Raw genomic sequence first — 18,533 nt, forward strand, 5'->3', positions numbered from 1 at the left:
GAACGGGTCAGAGGCGACCATACGACTCTTCCCCTTGCCAGAAGACGAGGAATCCGACAAGCAGGGAGCCGAAGGCCCATGCGCTCAGGGCGAGCCACATCGAGCCGGCGGGGGTCTCGCCGTAGAGGAGACAGTCGCGCACCATGCTCAGCACCATGAACATGGGATTGGCTTCCATGAGGGAGAGGACCCTGGGGTGGTCGATGAACTTCTCGTAGGAGAAGAAGACGGCAGAGCCGTAGAGCCACAACCGCATCCCGAACGAGATGAGCTGGTTGAGGTCGGGGACCTTCGCGGCCGCGCGTGCCAAGAGCATCGCCAGACCGGTGCAGAAGACCACCTGCAACGCCAGGACACCCGGTACCAGGAGCACTCGCCAGGTGATCACCTCGGCAGGTGGCAGGACGACAAGGATCGCCACCATCGCTGCAAGGACAGGGATCATGTTGAGCATCTCGCGCAGGACGACCGAGATGGGGAGCGCGGCGCGGGGGAAGGCGAACGCCTTGATGAGGTTCCGTCCCGCGGTGATCGACTTGGCGCCGCCCGTGACGCATCGCGTGGTGAACGAGAAGAGGAAGACCCCGATGATCAGGTATCCCAGGAAGTTCTCGATGCCCCGCGAGGACTTGAGCAGCAGCCCGAAGATCAGGAAGTAGGTCAGTCCGTCCAGGACCGGCTTGAGGACGAGCCACGCGGTCCCCAGCAGGGTCTCCCGCGTGCCGCTCGTGACCTTCGCCCGGGCGTCGGCCCACAGGAAGTAGCGACGTTCCCACAGCTGAGAGAGGTAGTCCCCGAGCGGCGGTCGCGCTCCGACGCGCGTCAGGCGCCCTGCCGAGATGACCTCGACCTTGGTCTCGGGCCCCTGGAAGAGCATCGAGTAGAGGTCGGCCGGGACGGCGCTCTCCTCCGTCTGCCCGGTCGTCCGGGCCTTCGATGCTGCGGTCATGAGACGAATCCTAGGCAACGTCGGTAGATGCGCTGGTATGCGTCCGCGTTCCTCGTCCAGGTGCGCTCGCTCGCGAGTGCTCGACCTCGGGTGACGAGCTCCTCCGAGAGCGCCGCGTCGTGGTGCAGCGACTCGATCGTGTCGGCCCACGCCTCGACGTCGTCCGGGGCGACGAGGCGGCCGCCCCGGGGAGCGTCGAGCACCTCGGCGAGAGCGGGCAGGTCGCTCGCGACCACGGGCCTGCCGATCGCCATCGCCTCGACCGGCTTGAGGGGCGTGACCAGGCGCGTCACGCGGTCGTCGCGGCGCGGCACGAGGAAGACGTCGAGGGCCGCCATGTAGAGGGGCGCCTCCTCGTGCGGCACCCGTCCCGGGAGGATCGCGTGGGCGCCCAGCCCCAGCTCGTCGGCGAGGCGGACCAAGGAGGGCCGGGAGACGCCGTCGCCCACGACGAGCGCGGTCGCGTCGACGCCTCGCCGCCGGAGCGCTGCGACGGCGCGCAGGATCGTGTCGTGCCCCTCGTACCCGACGAGGCTGCTCACGGTGCCGACGACGAACGCGGCCTCGGGCAGCCCGATCGCGGCCCGGGCGGCGGCGGGGGCACGATGCTCGTCCAGGAGCGAGGTCCGCACGGCGTTCGGCACGACCGAGATCCGCTCGGCCGGCACGCCGCGGGAGACCAGCTCGTCGCGCATGGTCGCGCTCAGCGTCACGACGGCGTCCGCGTCCGTCGCGAGCTCGGTCTCCTTGGCACGGAGCAACGCCCGGCGCTCGGAGCGCTCCGCGGCCTCGCGAGCCGCGGGTGTCCCGTGCGAGGCGACCCAGGTCTCCTCGGGCAGACCGCGCACCTCGTAGACCCACGGGATACCCAGACGTCGAGCCGCCGCGCGGGTGACGTCCCCGTTGGTCCCGGGGGTCGTCGTGTGCAGGAGGTCGGGGGCGAAGTCCTCCGCAGACCGGACGAGCAGGTCGGTCGCGTCCGCGAACCGCCGGGCGGGATCGTTCGGCAGCCCTGACGGGATCAGTCGTCGATACGGGATCCCGTCGACGACGTCGACCTCCCGGGCGGCCAGCGACCCGATGGTCACCGGGTAGCCGGCTCTCGTGGTGGCCGCGACCCGCATCCCCGCGTCCCGCTGGGCCGTCAGGACCGCGTGGCTGCGCAGGGTGTAGCCGCTCTGGGTGTGCGGCAACGAGTTGGTGAGGTGGTGGAGGACGGCGAGCGGCGTCGTCGGGCCGGGAGCGGCGGCGTGCCGCTCGCGAGGTGCGACCTCCGCGCGTGGCGCGAGGGCGTCGACCTGACCCAGCAGGCTCGCGAGGACGCGGCGCTCGGCGCGGCCCGACGCCCGGGCCGCGCGCAGGGCAGCGACGTCGCCCCGCTGCCACAGGGCGCGCAGGCGCGCCGGGCCACGTGAGGGGACGGCGTCCAGGAGGTCGGGGCGCCCGACGGCGACGGCCACCTCGGCGCCGATCCGCGACCGTCCGCCGGACGACTCGAGCAGTCGGGTCGACTCGTCGGCAGCACCGGCGGAGTCGCCCGCGAGGTAGCGCGAGAGAGCGCGCGGCGCCGACGGGGACGGTGCCAGGCCCAGGGCGCGCACGGCGCCGGACCGGACCCGGGCGGGGGAGCGCCGCACGGCCTGGACCAGGAGCCAGACCGGGTCGTCGACGAGCGCGCGCGTCCCGAACGACAGGGCGAACCGGACGTTGCGGGTGAGGCCCCGCACGGCGGACAGGCGGCTCATCGGGCCAGGTCGTCGAGCAGGGAGAGGTACGTCGCGGCGAGGACGTCGTCGTTCGCATGGATCGCGACCCACGCGCTGGCGGCACGGCTCGCGACGGGGGCGACCCCGGACTCCGCATAGCCGGCCCAGAGGTTCGCCAGCGCCTCGACGTCCCCGGGTGGCACGACGTCCCCCGCCTCGAGCGCGAGGACGAGCTCGGCCGACTCTCCCGCGACGCACGCGGTGACGTGGTGCCCCGAGGCCATGACCTCGTACAGCTTCGAGGGCACGGTCCACTGGAAGGGCTCCCAGTCACGGAGCGAGACCACGAGGGTGTCCGCCCACTCGTACAGGGCCTCGATCTCGGTGTGGGGGATCGGCGGCCCGACCGTCACCGGCGCTCCCAACGAACGAGCGAGTGCTGCGAGCTGTGCCGCGTCGTTGCCTGCTCCGACGATCCGGACCTCGATCGGCAGCCCGCGCGACTCGACCACCGCAGCGGCACGCACCGCGACCTCGAGACCCTGTGACCTGCCGAGCGTGCCTGCGTAGACGACGCGGAACGGCCGCGGCTCGAGGTCGGTCCCCGGCACCACGACGGGACGGCTGACCACGGGGAAGGCCGTGCCGTTGCGCACGACCGCGACGTTGCGGGCACCACGGGAACGGAGGACGTCGGCGAACGTCTCCGTCGTGGTCACCACCAGGTCCGCGCGCGACTGCAACCGCGTGATGACCCGGTGGGCGAGCGTCGTCGCGAAGGCGCGACCGGGACGGCGCTGGGCGAGCGAACCGGTCATGATCCCGCTCGGCCGGATGAGGTCGGGCCAGGCGTCGCGCATCTCGACCACCAGGGCCGCGCGGAAGATCCGCGCGAGCGCCCAGGCCGCGAACATGCTCGGGATCCCGGGCACGGTCCCGATCACGACGGTCGGGCGGTGGGTGCGCCGGCGCAGGCGCCGCAGACCCAGCCCGATCGAGCTGATGGCGGCCACCAGGTGGTCCGCGGTGCGTGAGACCAGGCCGGTCGTGTGCTCCCGGTAGTGCACCCGGATGATGCGCTCACCGTGCGCGCCGCGGGAGACGGTCCCCGGGCGCAGCTCGGCGGAGCCCGGAGCGAGGGTGCCCGACGGGTAGTGCGGAGGGGGAGTCAGCACGCTCACGTCGACACCCGCACTGACGAACCGGGCGACGAGAGCCCCCCAACGGCGCTGCGGCGCACCGGTCTCGGGGGCGTAGTGATGGGTCACCAGGAGGACGTGATGCCCCGACGACGGCTTCCGTCGCGCGCGGAGCGCTCCCCTCGTGCGGCGGCGGTCCATGTCCCCCTGATTTCCCTCGGCAGTGTGGGAGGACATCGGTCGGCACAGCCCGCTCGCCTTCACGTATCGGGCGAAATGGCGTACGGAAGTCCCACGTTCTCTCGCTAAACCTCCACATTCTATCGCTGTGGTGGGTGTCCGAACGAAACACCCGTGCTGCTCAGGGGGTGAAGAGGTGCGCGAAGGGCGGGATTCCGGGCCCGAGCGATCGCCGGGTACCTTAGGATGCAACCGTGTCTGGCAACGAGCAGCTCCCGGTCGGGACCGAGTCCACCCCTGATCCGCGCGACGTGAGCCCTGGCCGTCGTCACGTGCGCAAGCGCAAGAACAGGACGAGGACCACCCTCATCGTCCTGGGTGCCCTGGTCGCCGTGATCTGCCTCGGGGGCTTCGCCGCGGTCGTCGCGTTCCGGCAGAGCCTCGACCAGAACATCGAGAAGCTCGCCGACCCCTTCGCGGACATCAAGGACCGTCCGGCGCCGGCGCCGACGAACCCCGATGCCTCCAACGAAGCGGTCAACATCCTCGTCCTCGGCTCGGACAGCCGGATCTCGGCGGGCGATCCCTCGCAGTGGCAGGCCGGTGCCCAGCGCACCGACGCGATCATGCTCGTCCACCTGCCGGCGGACAGGAAGTCGGCACAGGTCGTCTCGTTCCCGCGCGACAGCTGGGTGCCGATCCCCGGGCACGGCGAGGCCAAGATCAACGCGGCCTTCTCCTACGGCGGGCCGGCCCTCATGATCGAGACCGTCGAGCAGCTCACGGGTGTGCGGATCGACCACTTCGCACTGACCGACTTCACGTCCTTCACGACGCTCACCGATGCTCTGGGCGGCGTGCTGATCCGCATCCCCGAGGACATCGGTGACGGGAAGAAGGTCCAGTTCACGGCGGGTGTGCACAACATGTCCGGCGAGGAGGCCCTCGCCTACACGCGCCAGCGCCACGGTCTGGCCAACGGCGACTTCGGCCGCGCGCAGCGCCAGCAGAACTGGATGCGATCGATCCTCGCGAAGGTCAACAACAACCGTAACGACGTGCCGATGATGACGTCCTTCTTCAAGGCGTTCAGCGAGTCCGTGGCGGTCGACGAGGGGCTGACCATGGATCGGATCCAGGCCCTCTACATGAGCGCGCGCGGCCTGTCGACCAACGACGTCGTCTTCCTCACCGCGCCGCACAACGGCACGGGGCGCTCTGCCGACGGGCAGTCGATCGTCGTGCTCAACCGAGAGCTGCTCGACCCGCTCATGGCGTCGTTCGCGACCGACACGGCAGGACAGTTCGTCGAGGAGAACAAGGCATCGCTCGCGGTGCTCCCGCCCACGGTGAAGTGAGATCCCTCCCGGCGCCGGTGCGCGTTCCGTCCTGATCCACGGGGGTTGCGGCCGCGACCGTCCTGGCGCCGGGCAGCCCGACGTCCTGGCGGCGCAGGGGCGCGAGGGGCCAGGGATCGACGTTCCGGGCGCGATGTCCGCGGTGCAGACTGGCGCGGCGCCGCACCAGTTCGTCCGTGTGCCGGCGCACCTCGTGGTCGGTGACCCCGACCACCGGTGGGGTCGTTCGCCGGTGCACCACGTCGAGGAGTACTACCGGACCTTCCTCGACCTGCTCGACCGAGCGACGGCGGCGCCCCGCCGCTGGGCGACGGGGCGACGCTGGGCGACGGGGCGACGCCCCGGGGGCGGGTCGGTGCAGGGCGGGCGCCGTGGGGCGGTCTGTCAGGCTGCGGCGCCGTCGAGCACGACGAGCCCGTCCCTGAACGTCATGCCGGCGACGCGGGTGCCGGGGTGCCGGGCCTGGAGGAGGGTCTGGACGTCGAGTGCGATCCTCGCGTCGGGCAGGACGCGCACCGAGCCCGCCGGCAGGCCCTTGGAGGCGACGACGGCCTCGATCCGGCTCGCGGCGAGCCCGAGGAGCTTGTGCGCAGGCAGGCCGCCCGCGTTCGCGTCCACGGAGAAGGTCGCGACGCCGTCGGTCACGTCGACGACGCGGAGCGTCGCGCGGACGGTGGGAGCGAGGCGTGTCGCGAGCTTGAGGGGCGCGGGCAGGCGCTTGACCTGGCGCGGCTCCGCGACGAGGTCGAGCGCGTCGTCGCGCCCCGAGACGGAGGTGATGAAGGACGGCAGATTGCGGCCCATGAGCCCGAGGAGGTGGAGGGTCTCGGCGAGGGTGAGTTCCTGATGCACGGCGCACACCATAGCGGACGTTCGGGACGTCTCGGATCTCCGCCCGGGAGCGTTCTCACCCCACCTGGACCCTTTCCTTACCTAAGGTAATGAGTTAAGGTAACGATGTGCCTCCTGCGGAACCGACCACGCCCTCGTCCCCCACGAAGGCGCAGTGTCGACCCGCGACCCTCGGTGGCGACCTGCGCATCGCCCTCACTCGCGTCTCGCGTGCCCTGCGCTCGCAGCGCGGCGGCGCCGACCTGCCCGAGGGCCAGTTCGGCGTCCTGACCGTGCTCCACAAGCACGGCGAGATGACCCCCGGCGCGCTCGCGACCCACGAGCGCATCCGGCCGCCGTCCATGACGCGCACCGTGAACGCGCTCGTCGAGCTCGGACTCGTCCACAAGCTCGAGCACCCGACGGACAAGCGCCAGGTCGTCGTGGCCCTCACGGAGGCCGGCGTGCTCGAGGTCAAGGAGACCCGACGGCGCCGCGACGCGTGGCTCACCCAGCAGCTGATCAGCCTGACCCCCGACGAAAGAGAGACCTTGGCCCGCGCCAGTGACCTGTTGACCCGGATCGCCGCCCGATGAGCGCGACGTTCTCCTCCCTCAAGTACTTCAACTACCGCCTCTGGTTCGGGTCCGCGCTCGTCGCGAACATCGGGACCTGGATGCAGCGCATCGCGCAGGACTGGCTCGTCCTGACCGTCCTGACGGCGAACTCCGGCGTCGCCGTCGGCGTCATCACGGCTCTCCAGTTCGCGCCCGTCCTCGCGCTGTCCGCCTGGGCGGGAGTCCTCGCGGACCGCCTGCCGCGCCGCAAGATGCTCATGGCCACGCAGGGCGCCTCGGGCGTGCTCGCGCTCGGGCTCGGCGCCCTCGTGCTGTCGGGGCACGTCGAGCTGTGGCACGTCTACGGCTTCGCGCTCGCGCTCGGGTGCGTCTCCGCGCTCGACGGACCGGTGCGCCAGACGTTCGTCGCCGAGATGGTGCCCAGCGACAAGCTGTCCAACGCGGTGGGCCTCAACAGCGCCTCGTTCAACGCCGCCCGCCTCATCGGCCCCGGTGTCGCAGGCCTGCTGATCGCCGCGGTGGGCACGGGCTGGGTCTTCATCATCAACGGCATCAGCTTCGGCGCGACCATCCTCGCGCTCTCGCGCATGCGCACCCGGGAGATGCACAAGCTGCCGAGCGCCTCGCGAGAGAAGGGGCAGATCCGCGAGGGCATCCGGTACGTGCGCGGCCGCTCGGACATCATCGTCATCATGGTCGTGCTGAGCGTCGTGTCGACGTTCGGGCTCAACTTCCAGCTGACGTCCGCGATGATGGCGCGCGTCGAGTTCGGGATGGGCGCGGGGGAGTACGGCATGCTCGGGTCGATCCTCGCGATCGGGTCGCTCACCGGTGCGCTCATGGCGGCCCGGCGGGAGCGGCCGCGCGTGCGGCTCGTGATCGGGTCGGCCTTCGGCTTCGCGATCGCGACCGGGGTCATGGCGCTCATGCCGAGCTACACGACCTTCGCGATCGCCTGCATCCCTGTGGGCTTCATGTCGCTGACGATGATGACCGCGGCCAACACGACCATCCAGATGACCACCGACCCCGTCATGCGCGGGCGCGTCATGTCCCTGTACATGATCGTGTTCCTGGGCGCGACGCCCGTCGGCGCGCCGATCGTCGGCTGGATCGCCGAGGCCTACGGCCCGCGCTGGGCGATCGGGATCGGATCCATCACGGCGCTCCTGGTCTCCGTGGGGGCCGCGATCTGGGCCATGCGGAACTGGAAGTTCACGGTCAGCTACCGCGTGACCCGACGTCCCCACCTCGTGGTCACCTACCCCGAGGGCGGGACGCCCAAGGAACGCAACGCGCGCAGCGAGACGCGGCGTCGGCTCGGCGTGGACGACGCCGAGGACGCCGCGTCGGCCGCCTGACCTGTGGGTCGCCCGCGGCGCTCCCGGGTCCTCCGGGGCCCGCGCACGCCGTACACCGGCCCGGCACGACGATGCCCGCCCCGCCACAGCTGGCGGAGCGGGCATCTTTCGTCGGGGGGTCAGGCCAGTGCGTCGACCACGAAGTCGATGCTGCGCGTGAGCAGCTCGACGTCCGTGGGCTCGATCGCGGGGAACATCCCGATGCGGAGCTGGTTGCGCCCGAGCTTGCGGTAGGGGAACACGTCGAGGATCCCGTTGGCGCGCAGCGCGGCGATGACCTGTGCCGCGTCGATCGACTCGTCGAGGTCGATCGTCCCGACGACGGTGGACCGGTCCTCGGGGCGCGTCACGAACGGGGTGGCCCAGTCGCGGGAGTCTGCCCACGAGTACAGGGTCCGGGCCGACGTCGCGGACCGGGCGCTCGCCCACGCGAGGCCGCCCTGCTCGTTGAGCCAGTCCACCTGCTCGGCGAACGTCACGAGCGTCGCGACCGCCGGGGTGTTGAGGGTCTGGTCCTGGCGCGAGTTCGTGATCGCCGCGCCGAGCGAGAGGAACTCGGGGACCCAGCGGTCGCCGGACTCGATCTCCTGGGCCCGCGCGACGGCGTCGGGCGACATGATCGCGACCCACAGCCCGCCGTCGGACCCGAAGACCTTCTGCGGCGCGAAGTAGTAGACGTCCGTCTCCGCGAGGTCGACCGGGAGGGCGCCCGCGCCCGACGTCGCGTCGACCAGGGTGAGCGCCCCCTGCTCGCGCGCACCGGGGACGCGGCGCACGGGGGCCATGGCCCCCGTCGAGGTCTCGTTGTGGGGCCAGGCGTAGACGTCGATCCCGTCCGCGGCCTCGGGGAGGGCGACCGAGCCCGGCGGAGCGGTGATCACCTGCGAGGGGGCCAGGAACGGCGCACGCGTCGTCGCGGTCGCGAACTTGGCGCCGAACTCGCCGAACGCCGCGTGCTGGGCGCGCTCGCGCACCAGGCACAGCGTCGCGACGTCCCAGAACGCCGACGACCCGCCGTTGCCCAGGACGACCTCGTAGCCCTCCGGGGCGTCGAAGAGCTCGGCCAGGCCGGACCGGATCCGACCGACCAGAGACTTGACCGGCGCCTGGCGGTGAGAGGTCCCCAGCAGGGACGTGCCCGCCTCCGTGAGCGCGCGGACCTGCGCCTCGCGGACCTTGGAGGGGCCGCAGCCGAAGCGGCCGTCGCTGGGCAGCAGGTGCGGGGGGACGGTGATCTGGGTGGGCTCGGGCACGGGGCAACGATAGTCCGGCCTGGCGCGAACACCGCTCGCCGTCCACAATGTCGGTGGCTCGGACCTAAACTAGTGGTCAGCGGCCCGCCGGTGCGGCAGGTGCCCCCAAGCCCCCAAGCGACAGGAGCGCGACGTGACCGACCTGATCGACACCACCGAGATGTATCTGAAGACCATCTACGAGCTCGACGAGGAGGGGATCGTCCCTCTGCGCGCGCGCATCGCGGAGCGTCTCGGCCACTCGGGGCCCACCGTCTCCCAGACGGTGGCGCGCATGGAGCGTGACGGTCTGGTCGTGGTGACGGGCGACCGTCACCTCGAGCTCACCCCCGACGGCCACGCGAAGGCGCAGCGCGTCATGCGCAAGCACCGTCTCGCGGAGCGCCTCCTGACGGACGTCATCAAGCTCGACTGGGAGTTCGTGCACGTCGAGGCCTGCCGGTGGGAGCACGTGATGAGCGAGCTCGTCGAGAAGCGACTGATCGGCCTGCTCGACCACCCGCACTACGACCCGTACGGCAACCCCATCCCGGGCCTGTCGGAGCTGGGCGAGCAGATCCAGGAGATCGAGTACCTCGACGGCGTCGTGTCGTTGCCGTCCTACGTGGCCGCTGCGGACCGTGCGGGGCGCGCCCCCGGCGAGCTGCGCGTCGTCGTCCAGCGCATCGCGGAGCCCCTCCAGACGGACACGGACCTGCTCGCGCGCCTCGCGGCTGCCGGCATCCTGCCCCGCCAGGAGGTCGCGGTCACGCCGGAGGCGGGGTCGTTCACGGTCTCCGCAGAGGGCGCGGAGACGGTTCTCGACCTGCCCGACGACGTCGCGCGCCACATCTTCGTCACGGCACCCTGACAGGGCGCACCACGGCCGTCGCCGCCCCCGCGCCGCCGCTCCGGCAGGCACGGGGGCGGTGCTGTGCCCGGGGTGGTTCGTCCCGGTCCGGCAGGGTCTGCGAGCTCGTCGTGATGGGAACGTGACATTCTCCGAGCGGTCCTGTACGGTCGGTTCTGCTTCACGGAAGACTCATTCGTCGAAGCCCTCGCGCGGAACGCCTAACCCTGTCACCGCGAGAGGAACACCACGACCCGCTGACAGGGACGGGGGACCCAAATTCGGGTACCGGCAACGGTGCCCTTGGGGTGAAGCCAGAAGGACCTCGGTCCGGACGGCCGGGTGATTCTCCCACCCGAACCCGACAGCTGACCTCGCAGGCGTCCAGGAGAGGTAACTAGTGAACGCAGTGACGAACGGCGCACGCCATCGTGCAGCACGACGCCCGCTTTCCACCCTTGCTTCGGCGGCGACGGCTTCCTCCGTCGGCCGCCGCACCGCTGTCGTCGCTGCCTCGTCGGGACTCATCGTCTCGATGCTGGGCGGTACGGCTGCCAACGCAGCACCGGTCGAGCAGGACTCGACCAAGCTCAACACCGTCGACCTGAACGCGCTCACGGCTCAGGCCCGCGCCGCGCTCGAGTCGGCACCGGCCGTCACGGTCGCCGCTGAGGCCGGTTTCGCGATCGAGAGCGCGGCCGTCGCCGTGACCCCCGCACCGGAGCCCGTCGTCGAGCGAGTCGTCGAGACGCGCGCCACGCAGACCCCGTCGCGCTCCAACCAGCGCACCTCGACCGCGGCGACCACCGCGACCACCGAGAAGGCCGCGCCCGTCCAGGTCCCGGCCTCGGCCGCCGGCTCCGCGATCGTCTCGATCGCCACCCGCTACGTGGGCGTTCCCTACGTCTACGGCGGCACCTCGCCCGACGGCTTCGACTGCTCGGGCTTCACCCAGTACGTCTTCGCCCAGGCCGGCATCAGCCTGCCGCGCACCTCGAGCGCTCAGGGCGGCGTCGGCACCAAGGTGTCGGCCGCCGACGCTCAGCCGGGCGACCTCATCTGGACCCCCGGTCACATCTCGATCTACGCCGGCGACGGCATGCAGATCGACGCACCGCGCCCCGGCAAGACCATCCAGGTCCGCCAGATCTGGCAGTCGAACCCAACGTTCATCCGCGTCGCCTGAGACCACCCGGAACAGCGGAAGACCTTCCGCGAACCGGCCGAGAACCCCGTCCTTCTGCTTCGTGCGGAGGGGCGGGGTTCTCTGCGTCGGACCCGTCCCCGGTGTGTGCGCGCCGGTGTGACTTTGCCAGTTCTTTCGATAGGTTTGTCTCAGGATGGACGTTTGCCCTCGGAAGGAGACGGAACCATGACCCGTGCGGAGATCGTGCTCGTCGGCGTCGACGGATCGACCCCCAGCCTGCACGCGCTGGACTGGGCGGCCGCGTACGCCCGCCAGGTCGGTTGGCCCCTGCACATCGTGTGCTCGTACTCCCTCCCTTCCTTCACCGCGGCCTCGCTCGACGGCGGCTACGCGGCCCTGGACGACACCGCGATCCAGGAAGGGGCCAGGGCGGTCCTCGCCGAGGCCACCCAGCGCGCCGAGGCGGCAGGTGTCAGGACCACCGCAGCGATCGCCACCGGGGACGCCGCGGGAGTGCTCGTCGAGCTCTCGAAGGACTACGGCCTGGTCGTGGTCGGCACGCGAGGGCGTGGCGGTTTCACCGAGCGTCTCCTGGGCACCGTGTCGTCGGCGCTGCCCGCCCACTCGAGGTGCCCCACGGTCGTCGTGCCGCTCAAGAGCGGACCGGACGACGAGGCCGAGCTCCCTGCGGTGAACCCGCTCAAGCGGATCGTGGTCGGTGTCGACGGGTCGCCGTCGGCCGACATCGCGCTGCGCCACGCGATCAAGCAGGCCCGGGCGTGGGGGGCCGAGCTCGTCGCCGTGGCGGGGGTCCCCGTGGGCGCAGGTGCGGGCCTGCTCGCGTGGCTGCCCGCCTCCATCGACCACCAGCAGGTGCTCGACGACATCACCGAGGGGCTCAACGTCATCGTGGACCGCCACGAGGCCGAGAACCCCGACGTGACGATCAAGCGCATCGTCCTGGACGGCACCGGTGCCGAGCTGCTCACGGAGTTCTCCACCGCGTCGGACCTCATCGTCGTCGGGTCGCGGGGACGCGGCGGCTTCACGGGCCTGCTCCTCGGGTCGACGAGCCAGGCCGTGCTGCACCACTCGGCGTGCCCCGTGATGGTCGTGACCAAGCGCTGCGAGGACGACAAGGCACCCGCGGCGGACGACCAGGCCGGCTGACGGCCGTTTCGCCACCCCTCAGAGCGGGCGTGACCTGGGGGTCACGCCCGCTCTGACGGACCGGCGCGGACACGCCGGAGCCGCAGGCTCAGTTGCGTGTCCGGTACAGGTGCATCGTGATCGGCGCGAAGATCGCCGTGAGCACGACCGAGGCCAGCAGGACCCACCCGATCTGGTCGAACGTCGCCGTGCCAGCCATGAGGGCGCGCACCGCGGTGGCCAGGTGGCTCACCGGGTTGATCTCGGCCCAGGCCTTGAGCCCCGAGGGCATCGTGTCGGGGTTCACGAAGATGTTCGACGCGAAGGTCAACGGCATGAGGACCAGCATCGAGACGCCCATCACGGCGTTGGGCGTGCGCATGACGAGCCCGAGGATCGTGAAGATCCAGCTGATCGCGAAGGCGAAGACCAGCAGCAGCGCCACGGCCAGCAGGACGCCGACCACTCCGCCGTCGGGCCGGAAGCCGATCGCCAACCCCAGACCGACCGTGATCGCCGACGCGATCGTGTAGCGGACCGTGTCACCCAGGAGCGCCCCCACGATCGGGGCCGGGCGCCAGATGGGCAGCGAGCGGAACCGGTCGAACACGCCCTTGGTGATGTCGGTGTTGAGCGTGAAGCCCGTGTACACCGTGATGATCAGGACCGTCTGCACCAGGATGCCGGGCAGCAGGTACTGCAGGTACGTCTCCGGGTCCCCGGCGATCGCGCCGCCGAACAGGTACGTGAACATGAGCGTGAAGATGATCGGCGTCAGGGTGACGTCGAAGAGCTGCTCGGGTACGTGCTTGATCTTGAGCAGCGCGCGCCACGCGAACGTGAAGGTGTTCGCGAGCGGCGAGGGCCGCGTCGGGTGCTGGTCGATCGCGATCGCCGCGCGCAGGACCTGCGCCTCCGGGGTCGTGATCACCTCGGTCTGGGTCGCGGCCATCAGGCCACCTCCTCGTGGTCGGTCTGCTCGTCCTCGTCGACCGGCTGGCCCGTGAGCGCCAGGAACACCTCGTCGAGGCTCGGCTGCCCCAGCGTGAACTCGGGTACCGCGATCCCGGCCTCGGCGAGGGCGGGCAGGAGCCGTGCTGCGAGGTCCGCGCCGTCGTCGGGCACGCGTGCAGAGAACGCGTACGGGTCCTGCGCGAGCACGACCTCCGCACCGAGCACCCGCTCGACGATCTCCGCGGCCCGGCCGCGGTCGCCCGACGAGGCGAGCCGCAGGGACACCGAGCCCTCGCCGACCGAGCGCTTGAGCTCGGTCGCGGTGCCCTCGGCGATGACCTTGCCGTGGTCGATCACCGCGATGCGGTCCGCGAGCTGGTCGGCCTCCTCGAGGTACTGGGTCGTGAGCAGGACGGTCGCGCCGTCGGCCACGAGGACGCGGACGATGTCCCACACCTGGTTGCGGCTGCGGGGGTCGAGGCCGGTCGTGGGCTCGTCGAGGAACAGCACGCGCGGGCTCATGACGAGGCTCGCCGCGAGGTCGATGCGGCGGCGCATGCCGCCCGAGTACGTCTTGACGGGCCGGTTCGCGGCCTCCGCGATCCCGAAGGCCTCCATGAGGTCCAGGGCGCGGCGCTTCGCCGCGAGCGTCGAGAAGCCGTACAGGCGCGCGATGACGATGAGGTTCTCGGCGCCGGTGAGGTCCTCGTCGACCGACGCGTACTGGCCCGTGAGGCCCACGAGCGAGCGGACGGCGTCGGGCTGGGTGAGGACGTCGTGGCCCAGGACGTGGGCGGTCCCGGCGTCGGGGCGCAGGAGCGTCGTGAGCATGCGGACGGCGGTGGTCTTGCCGGCGCCGTTGGGGCCCAGGACGCCGTAGACGGTGCCTGTCGGGACGGCGAGGTCGATGCCGTCGACGGCCCGGGTCTCCTTGAAGTGCTTGACGAGGCCGCGGGCCTCGATCGCCAGGTCTGGTGCGCTGGTCATGCGTGCTCCCTGTGTCGTGGGTGGTGCACGGGTCTGTCCAGTGTTCGACCGTCCGGGGCGTGGGAACTCATCGGTGCGACGGTCGGCCGGGACGCCGAGCGGGCCAGGTGTGCCCGGGACCCGACGGCGAGCGATCCCTCCATCATGCGACGACGGGCGGCCGCGGACCAGGGGTCCGTGGCCGCCCGTCGGGAGCAGCGCTCGTCAGGACGAGCATGGACCAGAGGTCACGCTGGTCCTGACAGCTCCGGGAGGAGGAGGTCAGGCGTCCGCAGCCGCCTTCTCGGCCGCCGCGAGCAGGACGCACGTCGCGACGCCGTCGATCGCGACCCGGACCTCGTCGAGCGGGGGCAGGGTCGGTGCCAGGCGGATGTTGGCGTCGTGGGGGTCCTTGCCGTACGGGAACGTCGCGCCCGCGGGAGTCAGGGCGATCCCCGCCTCCTTGGCGAGCTGGACGACGCGCGCCGCGGTCCCGGGGACGACGTCGAGCGACACGAAGTATCCGCCGAGCGGCGCGGTCCACGAGGCGCCGGAGTCGGTTCCCAGGCGCTCGCGCAGGATGGTGTCGACGGCCTCGAACTTGGGGGCGATCACGTCGCGGTGCTTGCGCATGTGCGCGCGCACGCCGTCGGCGTCCCCGAAGAACTGGGCGTGGCGGAGCTGGTTGATCTTGTCCGGGCCGATCGACTGGGCCGCGAGGTGCTTCTTGTACCAGGCGACGTTGGCGGGGGACGCACCCAGGAAGGCGACGCCCGCGCCGGGGAACGTGATCTTGGAGGTCGACGCGTAGAGCAGCACGCGGTCCGGGTTCCCGGCCTCGGCCGCCAGGGCCAGGGCGGGTGCGGACTCGGTCTCGACGTCGGTGAGGTGGTGCACCGCGTACGCGTTGTCCCACATGATGCGGAAGTCCGGGGCCGCAGCGGGCATCGAGACGAGGCGCTGGGCGACCTCGCGCGAGACCACGGAGCCGTCCGGGTTGGCGTAGGTCGGCACGACCCACATGCCCTTGATGGTGGGGTCGTCCGCGACGAGCGCGGCCACGGCCTCGGCGTCGGGGCCGTCGGCCGTCATGGGGACAGTGACCATCTCGATGCCGAAGGCCTCGCACAGCGCGAAGTGGCGGTCGTAGCCCGGGACCGGGCACACGAAACGCACCTTCTCCTCGCGCGACCACGGCCGCTCGGAACCAGGCAGACCGAACAGCATGGCGAACGCGAGCGTGTCGTGCATGAGCGTGAGGCTCGCGTTGCCGCCCGCGAGGAGCTGGGCGACGGGGACGTCGAGGAGCTCGGCGAAGATGCGGCGGACCTGCGGCAGGCCGTCGAGCCCGCCGTAGTTGCGCACGTCGGTGCCGTCGGCGTCGGTGACCGTTCCTGCGCCCGGAAGTGCCAGGAGGGCGTCGGAGAGGTCGAGCTGCTCGGCGGAGGGCTTGCCGCGGGTCAGGTCGAGCTTCAGGCCGAGGGACTGCAGGTCGGTGTAGGCCTGCTGCCACTCGGCGAGGCGGGTGGAGGTGTCAGAGGCAGGAGTGGTCACCCTCCGGACTCTACCGATCCGCGGCGAGCTGCGTCAGTGCGTCACGCAGAGCGGCCATCCCGAGGTCGAGGTCTGGACGGTCGACGACGAGCGGGGGGGCCAGACGGATGGTCGAGCCGTGCGTGTCCTTGGCCAGGACGCCCCGCGCGAGCAGTGCCTCGCACAGGTCGCGGCCCGTCCCGCGGGCCGGGTCGAGGTCGATCCCGGCCCACAGCCCGACACCTCGGACACCTGTCAGCAGACCGTCGTCGACCAGGCTCGCGAGCCGAGCGTGCAGGTGCGTCCCCAGGTCACGTGCCCGGGCCTGGTGCTCGCCCGTCTCGAGGAGGGCGACGACCGCGAGCCCCACGGCGCACGCGAGCGGGTTGCCGCCGAACGTCGACCCGTGCGTGCCGGGCGTCAGGACGCCCAGGACGTCGCTGCGCCCGACGACCGCCGACACGGGGACGACGCCGCCGCCCAGCGCCTTGCCGAGCGTCACGAGGTCCGGCCTCACGTCCCACAGCTCGCACGCGAGCGTGGTCCCCGTCCGGCCCAGTCCTGACTGGATCTCGTCCGCGATCAGCAGGACGCCGCGCTCGTCGCACACGCGGCGCAGCGTCGGCCAGTAGTCGTCGGGCGGCACGACGACGCCCGACTCTCCCTGGATCGGCTCCATGAGGACGGCCACGGTGGTCTCGTCGATCGCGTCCGCGACGGCGCGGGCGTCGCCGTAGGGCACGAGCCGGAAGCCGGGCGTGAACGGGTCGTAGCCGTCCCGCGCGTCGGGGTCGTCGGAGAACGACACGATGGTCGTGGTGCGCCCGTGGAAGTTCCCGTGCCCGACGACGATGCTCGCCTGCCCGGCCGGCACGCCCTTGACCTCGTAGCCCCACTTGCGGGCGATCTTGATCGCGGTCTCGACGGCTTCGGCGCCGGTGTTCATGGGGACCATCATCGGGGTCGCGCCGGGGCCGCCGTCCCTGACCAGCGGACCGATCAGCTGCGTCAGGCGGTCCGCGAACGGGTGCAGCAGGTCGTGGTCGAACGCGCGCGAGGTCAGGGTCACGCGCCCGAGCTGCTCGGTCGCGGCCTCGACGAGCGCCGGGTGGCGGTGCCCGAAGTTCAGCGCCGAGTACCCGGCGAGCAGGTCGAGGTAGCGCCGACCGTCGACGTCGGTGACCCAGGCGCCCTCGCCCGTGGCGATGGTCACGGGCAGCGGGTGGTAGTTGTGCGCGAGGTGGTCGGGTGCTGCACCGGCAGTGGTCGCGGAGGCGGGGGCCGTCTGGCTCTGGGCGCTCACGAGCGGATCTCCAGCGTGCAGCACTTGGCGCCGCCGCCGCCGCGCAGGAGCTCGGACGTGTCGACCGCGAGCGTCTCGTAGCCGCGCTCGGCGAGGGCGCCCGCGAAGTGGGTCGCTGCCGGGGCGTGGACGACGTGCCGCCCGTCGCTCACCGCGTTGAGGCCGAGCACCAGGGCGTCGGCCTCGGTCGCGTGGTGCGCGTCGGGGAAGCGCTCGGCCAGGAGCTCCTGGGACGCGGGCGAGAAGGCCGGCGGGTAGTACGCGAGGTCCACGGGCACCTCGACCGCAGCACGAGCCGCGCCGGGGTGCGGCGGGTCGAGGGGGTGCGCGGCGCCGTCGGGCAGGGGAGTGAGGAACGGCGGCGGCGTGCCGCCCGGCGCGACACGCGGCGCGCCCTCGCTGCCGCGCAGGACGACGAGCGCGGTGTCGAGGTGGTAGAAGCGCGGGTCGACGAGCTCGAGCGTGACGACCTCGCGGCCCCACAGGTCGGCTGCCTCCTGGTGCGCGCTGCGCTCGGTGCGGAACCCGGTCCCGGCCAGGACGACGTCGCCTGCGACGAGGAGGTCGCCCTCGCCCTCGTTGACGTGGTCGGCCGTGTGGGTCACGTACCCGCGGTCGGCGAACCACTTGAGGTAGGCCGGGCCCTCGGGCGCCCGCTCGGGGTGGCGGAACAGGGCCGAGTAGACCAGGCCGTCGACGACGGTAGCGCCGTTGGCCGCGTAGACCATGTCGGGCAGGCCGGGCTCGGGGTCGATCTGCTCGACGCGGTGCCCGAGGTCGAGGTAGACGTCACGCAGGCGCTCCCACTGCGAGACGGCGAGCGCGGTGTCGACCGGGCGGGCGCGGTCCATCCACGGGTTGATCTCGTAGCTGACCGTGAAGTACGTGGGGCGGCACATCAGGTAGTGCCGGGGGACCTGCGTGGGTCCGGGCGTGCTGGTCGTCATCTGCGCCTCTGTCTGGTCCGGAGCGGGCGTGGGACGTGCGACGGTGCGGGGTGTGCGTCGTTGCACGGTGACTGCTGAGCGACTGCCGGTCCCGTGGCGCGAGTGCCCGGGGCCTTCCCGTCACTGTACGACCTGGACGGTTCCCGCGCGGGCTCCGCAACCCGATCGAGATCCGGGGTTGACTATCGATACGTCAACGATATATCTTTAACTCATCGACGCGGAGAGTGCGGCACAGGCCGCGCAGCGTCGACGACCCGGATGCCAGGCCGAGGACCCGTCGGAGGACCGACGAGAACCCGCCGGCACCCGTCCCCCGAGCCCATCGCTCGGCATGCCCCTGCGGAGGG

Annotated in this window: 16 protein-coding genes and 1 riboswitch; of the genes, 6 read left to right on the forward strand and 10 right to left on the reverse strand. The window is 71.6% G+C overall.

Translation table 11 applies throughout. The annotated features are described in order from the left end of the window. Positions 1–7 precede the first annotated feature (7 nt). Genes WFH32_RS13170 through WFH32_RS13180 form a run of 3 tightly spaced genes read right to left on the reverse strand, consistent with a single transcriptional unit; the run spans position 8 to position 3,923 of the window. A complete protein-coding gene (locus WFH32_RS13170) occupies positions 8–949 on the reverse strand; it encodes an ABC transporter permease (RefSeq protein ID WP_336707798.1) in 942 nt (313 codons plus the stop codon). Continuing rightward, positions 946–2,694 carry a glycosyltransferase family 4 protein gene (locus WFH32_RS13175; RefSeq protein ID WP_336707799.1) on the reverse strand — a complete coding sequence of 583 codons (1,749 nt, stop codon included), beginning with the start codon at positions 2,692–2,694 and terminating at the stop codon, positions 946–948. Before WFH32_RS13175 ends, WFH32_RS13170 begins: the two co-directional genes overlap by 4 nt. Further along, positions 2,691–3,923, reverse strand: coding sequence for a glycosyltransferase family 4 protein (locus WFH32_RS13180; protein ID WP_336707801.1), 1,233 nt, complete (start codon positions 3,921–3,923; stop codon positions 2,691–2,693). Before WFH32_RS13180 ends, WFH32_RS13175 begins: the two co-directional genes overlap by 4 nt. Before the next feature lie 305 nt (positions 3,924–4,228). Between WFH32_RS13180 and WFH32_RS13185 the strand changes: the two genes are divergently transcribed. Next, entirely contained in the window at positions 4,229–5,332 is a 1,104-nt protein-coding gene (locus WFH32_RS13185; RefSeq protein ID WP_336707803.1) for an LCP family protein, read from the forward strand. Positions 5,333–5,716: 384 nt separating this feature from the next. Here the strand turns inward: WFH32_RS13185 and WFH32_RS13190 are convergent, their stop codons facing one another. Next, positions 5,717–6,184, reverse strand: coding sequence for a hypothetical protein (locus WFH32_RS13190; RefSeq protein WP_336707804.1), 468 nt, complete (start codon positions 6,182–6,184; stop codon positions 5,717–5,719). Positions 6,185–6,291: 107 nt separating this feature from the next. Between WFH32_RS13190 and WFH32_RS13195 the strand changes: the two genes are divergently transcribed. Both WFH32_RS13195 and WFH32_RS13200 read left to right on the forward strand, forming a co-directional pair. Then, positions 6,292–6,759 carry a MarR family winged helix-turn-helix transcriptional regulator gene (locus tag WFH32_RS13195; RefSeq protein WP_138822988.1) on the forward strand — a complete coding sequence of 156 codons (468 nt, stop codon included), beginning with the start codon at positions 6,292–6,294 and terminating at the stop codon, positions 6,757–6,759. Then, positions 6,756–8,102 (forward strand): MFS transporter, encoded by a 1,347-nt coding sequence (locus tag WFH32_RS13200; RefSeq protein WP_336707807.1) that lies wholly within the window; start codon positions 6,756–6,758, stop codon positions 8,100–8,102. The genes WFH32_RS13195 and WFH32_RS13200 overlap by 4 nt, the downstream gene beginning before the upstream one ends. A gap of 119 nt (positions 8,103–8,221) precedes the next feature. On the opposite strand, the gene serC is transcribed toward WFH32_RS13200, so the two are convergent. After that, on the reverse strand, positions 8,222–9,355 hold the full coding sequence (serC, locus tag WFH32_RS13205) for a phosphoserine transaminase (RefSeq protein WP_336707808.1): 1,134 nt from the start codon (positions 9,353–9,355) through the stop codon (positions 8,222–8,224). A gap of 133 nt (positions 9,356–9,488) precedes the next feature. On the opposite strand from serC, the gene WFH32_RS13210 reads away from it, so the two are divergent. The 3 genes from WFH32_RS13210 (at position 9,489) to WFH32_RS13220 (ending at position 12,501) form a co-directional block, all read left to right on the forward strand. Next, positions 9,489–10,205, forward strand: a complete 717-nt coding sequence (locus WFH32_RS13210; RefSeq protein WP_336707809.1) for a metal-dependent transcriptional regulator — start codon at positions 9,489–9,491, stop codon at positions 10,203–10,205. Positions 10,206–10,419: 214 nt separating this feature from the next. Further along, positions 10,420–10,582, forward strand: a riboswitch (cyclic di-AMP (ydaO/yuaA leader). 137 nt (positions 10,583–10,719) lie between these two features. Then, positions 10,720–11,370, forward strand: a complete 651-nt coding sequence (locus WFH32_RS13215) for a C40 family peptidase (protein ID WP_336707811.1) — start codon at positions 10,720–10,722, stop codon at positions 11,368–11,370. A 186-nt stretch (positions 11,371–11,556) separates the two neighbouring features. Next, entirely contained in the window at positions 11,557–12,501 is a 945-nt protein-coding gene (locus WFH32_RS13220; protein ID WP_336707813.1) for a universal stress protein, read from the forward strand. Positions 12,502–12,589: 88 nt separating this feature from the next. On the opposite strand, the gene WFH32_RS13225 is transcribed toward WFH32_RS13220, so the two are convergent. The 5 genes from WFH32_RS13225 to WFH32_RS13245 form a co-directional block, all read right to left on the reverse strand. Beyond that, positions 12,590–13,432 (reverse strand): ABC transporter permease, encoded by an 843-nt coding sequence (locus tag WFH32_RS13225; protein WP_191796297.1) that lies wholly within the window; start codon positions 13,430–13,432, stop codon positions 12,590–12,592. Further along, positions 13,432–14,421 carry an ATP-binding cassette domain-containing protein gene (locus WFH32_RS13230; protein WP_336707815.1) on the reverse strand — a complete coding sequence of 330 codons (990 nt, stop codon included), beginning with the start codon at positions 14,419–14,421 and terminating at the stop codon, positions 13,432–13,434. The genes WFH32_RS13225 and WFH32_RS13230 overlap by 1 nt, the downstream gene beginning before the upstream one ends. A 261-nt stretch (positions 14,422–14,682) precedes the next feature. After that, positions 14,683–15,954, reverse strand: coding sequence for an aminotransferase class I/II-fold pyridoxal phosphate-dependent enzyme (locus WFH32_RS13235; RefSeq protein WP_318244125.1), 1,272 nt, complete (start codon positions 15,952–15,954; stop codon positions 14,683–14,685). 10 nt (positions 15,955–15,964) lie between these two features. Further along, the gene (rocD, locus tag WFH32_RS13240) at positions 15,965–17,236 is read right to left on the reverse strand and encodes an ornithine--oxo-acid transaminase (RefSeq protein WP_336707817.1); all 1,272 of its coding nucleotides are present in this window, start codon (positions 17,234–17,236) and stop codon (positions 15,965–15,967) included. Continuing rightward, a complete protein-coding gene (locus tag WFH32_RS13245) occupies positions 17,233–18,183 on the reverse strand; it encodes a dimethylarginine dimethylaminohydrolase family protein (RefSeq protein ID WP_191796300.1) in 951 nt (316 codons plus the stop codon). Before WFH32_RS13245 ends, rocD begins: the two co-directional genes overlap by 4 nt. Between the last annotated feature and the right edge of the window lie 350 nt (positions 18,184–18,533).

It is taken from the genome of Oerskovia sp. USHLN155, assembly GCF_037145535.1.
In the GTDB taxonomy this organism is placed as follows: Bacteria; Actinomycetota; Actinomycetes; order Actinomycetales; family Cellulomonadaceae; genus Oerskovia; species Oerskovia rustica.